Genomic DNA, 7268 nt, shown 5'->3' with positions numbered 1-7268 from the left:
CCGACACCGATCAAGCAACAGGGATCTGGACATTAACCGTAACCGGGCTGAGCGTGGCGGCGCACAGCTTCACCGCCAAGGCGTTGTATGGTTCGGGCGCGACGTCGGCAGCCAGGATGCTGACCGTGACGACCGCAACAGTCCCGACGATCACCTCGGTCAAAGGCTCGCCGAGCGGCGTGGAAATCCCCGATAACGGCACCACCGTGGAAACGGCCGTGATCCTGACTGGCAGCGCCGCGAAGGGCCAGAAAGTCGAGGTGCTCGACGGCACCACGTCCAAAGGTCAACCCGACACCGATCAAGCAACAGGGATCTGGACATTAACCGTAACCGGGCTGAGCGTGGCGGCGCACAGCTTCACCGCCAAGGCGTTGTATGGTTCGGGTGCGACGTCGGCAGCCAGGATGCTGACCGTGACGGCCGCAACAGTCCCGACGTTGGTCAACGTGCTGGATGAAAACGATAAAGAAGTGCCGGAAGGCACGTCCACCGTCAGCACCACGCTGAAACTCAAAGGCAAGGCAAGTAAAGGCCAGACCGTCGAGATTTTTGATGGCAACGGTGCGTCTGCCGTGTCCAAAGGCTCTGCGCCCGCCCATGCAACGACAGGCGATTGGGAGAAAACCATCACCGTACCGGAGGGTGGTCGCCGGTTATATGCAAAGGCGCTGTATGCGGTAAGCCCGGTGTATTCTAACGTGCGCAACTTGACAGTGATGTCAATTGTAACTGAGGATTTTGAGAGTCTCACAGACGGCAAATACGGGGACGGACATGTTTTTACCCTACCGCACTTATCAATAACCGTACTGGAAGGACCGGTAACCGTCCGAAGTTCCTCCACAGTATTTCCACATATTAAGGGGAGACATGTCCACTTACGTCCTTCCAGAAAAAGTGCGAGATTCGATTTGAACACTGCATGGAAGAAAATAGAATTTGATTGCGCATCAGATAACCCACTTACCCCGGGAGGATCAGTTTCGTTTTACGATGAGCAAAACGAATTTATCGAAAGTGTATTTTTTGACGCAGCCTCTAATTTTTTTATCTATTCAGCACCGGCTGGAAAAAAAATAAAAAGATTTGACGTTGAATATTATCAACTCCTCATAGACAACCTTACCCTTTCCGTTTAATGAATAACGCAAATATAAAAAGGTGACGCATTTATTTAGGGAAAAGGGGGGTGTATTTATTTACTACTGAATAAGCAACTAGATTAAAGATCACACCCTGCGGCAGCTCCAAATAAACGGGTGAGCTGCCGCAGGCTGCGATCTTTTGCTTTAAACGCCAACGTTTAAATTACACGGCAAGACTCGTAATCAGGCTACACATTCTTGCGTAACTACCTACCGCTACGCCAGAATCCGCCGGTTTGTGCGCCTTGGGGTCGGGTTCTATTGTTTGCCGGTCGCTGACCAATCTGTGACCGGGTCTCGCTGCCCGGCGATCTCTGGACGCACAACACCCACCTCTCGTTTTAAGGCGGCTGTACGTGGGAGACCTTCAGGTCTGCCGGTTCTAGAGTCCCGGTCTGCGGCCCGCGTATGGCTGCCACCTCCTTTTTCGCATCGCAGCGAAATGTGGCGGCTCCGTCGACTCTAGGAGGTTCACCATGATCAAACCAACACCCAACCCGCCCCCCCTCGCGCCAACCCAGCACGATGTTCATGGTTGCCCCCGACAGGCAGACCACAGACCTTTTGGCCAATGCCTGCGAGTCCATGGCCTCGGCCAGCGTGATGCTCAGTGATTTCGCTGGACGGCTGGAGACGCCGCACCGCCATACGTTGCAGGGCATTGCCCAAGTGGTGATGCTGGCCGAACCGGCAGTGAATCGGGCGCTGGATCAGCTGGAATTGCCGGACTGACTCAAACGTAAATTGATTTATTCCGCGTCAGCTCTGACCCCTTCGCGAGCAAGCCCGCTCCCACAGGGATCTGTGTCGATCACAAGTCTTTGCTACACCGCCAAACCTTTGAAGGCTGACTCCCAGGCAACACATGTCTCCAGGCAGAAAAAACCCGCCGCCCCGTTCAACCGGGGCGGCGGGTTTTGTCGTTTCAGGGCTTTTATCAAATGCCGATCACACCGTGTCCACCTTCAACGAATGATCATTCAACATGCCGCTGATGATCGTCGCTGTGTCGTGCCCGCTGGCGATCATCCCACCCGCCCCCGGGGTCACGCCGTAGTGGCTGGCGAGGTTGACGCCGGCCAGATCAATCGTCTGGTTCGGCGTGGCGCCGGCCAGGGCGCTGACGTCGATGGTGGTGAGTACCGAGGCGCCGCTGCCGGTGACGGTGAAGTGCAGGTAGTCGTCGAGGGACGCCGTGGTGCCGTTTTCGCCTTGCAGCAGTTGTGACAGATCAAGCTTGTCGGTGCCGGGGGTGAAGTCGGTGATGAGGTCGTGGCCGCTGTTGCCCTTGAGCCACTGGAAGGTGTCGGCACCCGAGCCACCCGTCAGGGTGTTGTTGCCCATGCCGCCGATCAGCAGGTCATCGCCACCGCCACCGTTGAGGGTGTCGTTGCCCAAGCCGCCATTGATCACGTTGTTATTGTTGTCGCCGGTCAGGGTGTCGTTGAAGTTCGAACCGACGAGGTTTTCGATGCCGGTCAGCGTGTCTGTGCCGGCACCGAGGGTGTTTTGCGCACCGAGCAGGCCGAGGTTGACCGTGACCCCGGCGGTGGCATGGGCGTAGCTGGCGGTGTCGATGCCAGTGCCGCCGTCGAGCAGGTCGTTGCCCGGGCCGCTGTAGAGCAAATCATTGCCCGCGCCGCCATGCAGTTCGTTGTTGCCGGAACCGGCGGTGAGCACGTCGTTGCCGTCGCCCGCGTTGAGGATGTTGTTGCCGGTGCCGGCCACCAGAATGTCATCGCCCGATGTACCGGTGAGGGTGTGGCCATCCTGATAGCTGATGGTCACGGCGGCGGTGTCGCTGCCGCCGTGGTTGTCGTTGGCGGTGTAAGTGCCGTGGTAGTCCGGGGTGAGATCGTGGGCCCCGGCGTAGTTGACCGTCATGGTCAGTTGGTAGTTTTCCGCGGCATTGGTGTTGCCACCGCTGGTGTTGGTGATATTGGTGATGTGGATCTGGTAGGTGCCATCGGCGCTGGCGGTGATGGTGCCGCCGTCGGCGATGCTCACGAACGCGCCGCCATTGAGCGAGTACTCCATGGTGATGTGCCCGGCCGCCAGGTTGTGATCCAGGTTAAGGGTCTCGCCCTGTTTCAGTTTGACGGTGATCAGGTCTTCATCGTTGGCATTGGCGTTGGTCACCGCGCCGAGGTAGCCGCTGACCACCAGTACAGCGGTCATCGCGGCGGTGTTGGCCGCGAACGAGTTGCGCACGTCGGCCAGGTTCTGGTTGGCGGCGGTGTTGCTGGTGCCATTGAAGGTGATTGCCCCCGTGCCGGTGAAGTCCGCGCCCTTGGCGACCCAACCGGTGTTGAAGGTGGTCGGTGTGGCATTGAGGGTGTCGCCGTTCGGATCGGTGTCGTTGGCCAGCAGCAGTTCACCCGGCACCACGATGTTGCTCGACAGCACGTTGGTGATGACGTGATCGTCCGCCGCCACCGGAGGTGCGTTGGGGATCACTTTCACGGTCAATGTTGAGCTGGCGAGGTCGCCGTCGTTATCGCTGAGGGTGAAGCCGATGTTCTCGGTGATCACAGTGGTGGTGGTTTTCTGCGAGGTGTAGGTGTAGTCGCCGGTGTCGAGGTTGACTACCAGCGTGCCGCTGTTGTTGGTGGCGATGCTTAGCGTGTTGTTTACGGTGTTGAAGGTGCCGTGGTTGACGCCACCGGTGGCAGTCAGTGAACCCTGGCCGCTGAGCGCTTTGGGATCGTAGGTGTACGTGGTGCCGTCGACCACGATGGATTTGATGAAACCGCCATCAGCGCCGAAGCTGCCGCCCTCACCCAGTAACGAACCGGTAACCGGCGCGCCTTCGACGGTGCCGGACAGCACCGAGTTGAGTTGATTGAGATCAGTGACCACTACCGCATTGGTGTTGGTGTGGCTGATGCCGTCATAGGCCAGCGGATCGAGGTTGGCGTTGCTCACGCCGCTGCCCAGGCCGATCGCGTAGTTCTTGATGTTGTTGGCATCAAGGAAAGCTTTGAGTGCGGTCTCGTCAGCCGTGCCGATGTCCTGCCCGGTGGTGGGTTTGCCATCGGAGAAGAAGTAGCCGACGTTCTGCGCCCCGGTGAGTTTGCCTGCGGTGTTGAACGCCGTTTGCATGGTCGCCACGGCGGCGTCGTAGTTGGTGCCGCCACCGGCGCTGAGGCCCGCCAGTAGCGTCTTGGCCGTCGCCACATCAACCCACACCGTGGTGCGGTCAGTGGCGCTGCTGCTGAAGGTCACGAGTTGGACTTTCACATCACCCAGGTCATCGTATTTGTCGAGCAAGGCGCTGATCGCTTGCTTGGCCAGGTCCAGCCGCGACAGGCCCGGCACACCGGAGGCGTCGGCCATACTGCCGGAGATGTCGAGCACGATCAGGATGTTGGAATCGATCTCCACTGCCGCCACCGAGCGATCCGACGCCACCGCTTTGGGCACGTCATCGACGATGTTGACCACGATGGTGCTGGTGGTGCTGTTGCCCAGCGCATCAGTGGCTTTGTAGGTGAAGCTTTCGCTCAGGGTGTTGGCCCCGTCGTTGGCGTTCGGCGAGGTTTTCGGTGCCGACGTCAGCGTGTAGGTGTAGGTGCCGTTGGCATTGAGCTGGATCTGCCCGTAGGTGCCGGTGGCGCTGCCAACCAAGGTGTAAGTGAGCGCGCCGCTGCCGCCAGTCACCGCGCCGACCAGCGTGCCGGTTGCGGTTTCGCCGGTGTTGGTCGGATCGCTGCCGGTGACCGTACCTGGGGCCAGGTCCTGGCCGTCCTGGGTCAGGTCGAGGGCTTTCTCAAAGACCGTCACGTCCTGATCGACCGAGGCCACGAGTTTGCTGTCGGCAACGTTGATGGTGATGGTTGTGGTGCTTTCATCGCCGTCGGTGTCGCGGATGGTGTAGGTAAAGGTGTCGGTGGCGCCGGGTGGGCTGACCGAGTTCGGATTGCTGTGGTAAACGGCGTTGCCCACCGCATCCAGGGTCAGGTAACCGTAGGCGCCGTTGATGTTGCTGTTGAGACCGCCAATGGCCGAAGTGCCGGTGTTGCTGCCGGCGCGCACGCCAACCACGGTGGCCGCGCCATCGGCCCCGCTAATGTCATTGCCCAGCACGCTGACGTTGACCGTGCCGCCCTCCGCCACCGAACCTGTGTCGGGTGTGGCAGTCGGCAGGTCATCGATGATGTTGACGTTGATCTGGCCGGTGGCGGTGCTGCCATCGGTGTCGGTCGCCACCACGTTGAAATTCTCGGTGAGGCTGTTGGCACCATTGCCGTTCGGATGGGTTTCGTTATCCACCAAGGTGTAGCTGTAGCTGACCACACCGGTCGCCGGGTTGTAACCGGTGACGGTGAACGTGCTGCCCAGTGGCGAGACGGCCGATTGCGGGAAGCCTGCAGCCACACCGTTGGTGACCACGGCGATGCCGCCGACCGTGAGGGTTTGCAGACCATCAAGCGCAGTGACGGTGAAGGTGCCGCTTTGGGTCAGCGCCGCAGTGTTGGGGTTGGTGCCGTCGCTGAGGTTTTTCTCGTAGACGGTGAGTTCGCCGCCATAGACATCGAGACCGTTGAGCACCACCGGATCATCGTTGTTGTGGACGTTCAACACCAGGTTGGCGGTGCTGGTGTCGCCGTCGGCATCGGTCAACGTGTAGGTGAACGTTTCGGTGCCGTTGCCGCCGCCGTGCAGGTTTTTGAAATCTGCATCATTGGTGTCCAGGGTGTAGGTGTAAGTGCCGTTGGCGTTGAGCACCAAGGTGCCGTAAGTGCCGACGATGGTGGCGGGCGTGATCGGCCCGGCATTCGGCCCGGTCGCCACGACGTCCGCCCCTTGCACGTCGTTGGTCAGCACGTTGCCGCTCAGCGTCAACTGGGTTTCCGACGCGGTGTTCGCGTTGCTGTCGTTCATCGCTTTGGGCACGTCATCGACGATGCTGACGACGATGGTGCTGGTGACGATGTTGCCCAGCGAATCGGTGGCCTGATAGGTAAAGCTCTCGGTCAGGGTGTTGGCACCGTCGTCGGCATGCGGCGTGGTGGTTGCCGGCGATGTCAGGGTGTAGGTGTAGGTGCCGTTGGGGTTGAGCACGATCTGCCCGTAGCTGCCGATGGCGCTGCCGACCAGCGCATAGCTGATCGCACCGACCGCGCCCGTGACCGAGCCGACCAACGTGCCAGACGCGGTTTCACCGGTGCTGGTCGGATCGCTGCCAGTCACCGTACCGGCGGCCAGGTCGGCGCCGTCCTTGGTCAGGTCCAGGGCTTTCTCGTACACGGTGACGTCGGTATCGCTGACCGCACACAGTTTGCTGTTGGAGACATCGATGGTGATGGTCGTGGTGCTTTCATCACCGTCGGAATCGCGCACGGTGTAGGTGAACACATCGAACGCGCCAGGCCCATTCACCGCATTGGGCGCGCTGTGGTAAACCGCGTTGCCGTTGGCATCCAGCGTCAGGTAACCGTAAGTACCGTTGATCTGGGTGTTCAAACCACCGAGGGCCGAGGTCGAGGTATCTGAACCGGCGCGCACGCCAACCACGGCGCCCGTAACGGCCGGGCCATCGGCGCCGCCAATATCGTTGTCCAGCACATTGCCGCTGACGGTGCCGCCCTCCGCCACCGACGCCGAATCGGGGTGAGCGCTGGGCAAGTCGTCGATGATGTTGACGTTGATCTGGCCGCTGGCAGTGCTGCCGTCGGTATCGGTCGCCACCACATTGAAGTTCTCGGTGATGCTGTTGGCGCCGTTGCCATTGGGATGGGTTTCGTTATCCACCAAGGTGTAGCTGTAGCTGACCACGCCGGTCGTCGCGTTGTAGCCGGTGATGGTCAACGTGCTGCCGAGCGGCGTGACCACCGATTGTGGGAAACCTGCGGCGACGCCGCCGGTCACCACGGCGATGCCACCGACGGTGAGGGTTTGCAAACCGTCGAGTGCGGTGACGGTGAAGGTGCCGCTCTGGGTCAGCGCTGGCGCGTCAGGGCTGGTGCCGTCGCTGAGGTTTTTCTCGTAAACGGTGAGTTCACCGCCATAGACGTCGAGGCCGTTGATGATCACCGGGTCGTCGTTGTTGTGGATCTGCAAAACCAGATTCGCAGTGCTGGTGTCACCGTCCGAATCGGTGATGGTGTAGGCGAAGGT

Annotated in this window: 1 protein-coding gene and 2 pseudogenes; 2 read left to right on the top strand and 1 reads right to left on the bottom strand. The window is 60.3% G+C overall.

The window, feature by feature from the left end; genetic code table 11:
• Positions 1-1142: pseudogene (locus tag ACIOU6_RS13845) on the top strand (hypothetical protein); the annotation flags it as partial.
• Between the two features lie 507 nt (positions 1143-1649).
• Positions 1650-1880: pseudogene (locus tag ACIOU6_RS13840) on the top strand (DUF6124 family protein); the annotation flags it as partial.
• Positions 1881-2096: 216 nt separating this feature from the next.
• Here ACIOU6_RS13840 and ACIOU6_RS13835 read toward each other — a convergent pair.
• On the bottom strand, positions 2097-7268 hold a 5172-nt coding region (locus ACIOU6_RS13835; protein WP_401137048.1), incomplete at its 5' end, for a beta strand repeat-containing protein.

This window comes from Pseudomonas sp. NPDC087615 (assembly GCF_044743445.1).
Lineage (GTDB): Bacteria > Pseudomonadota > Gammaproteobacteria > Pseudomonadales > Pseudomonadaceae > Aquipseudomonas > Aquipseudomonas baetica_A.
The sequence above is the reverse complement of the archived record's forward strand: the minus strand, read 5'-3'. Positions and strand labels throughout refer to the sequence as shown.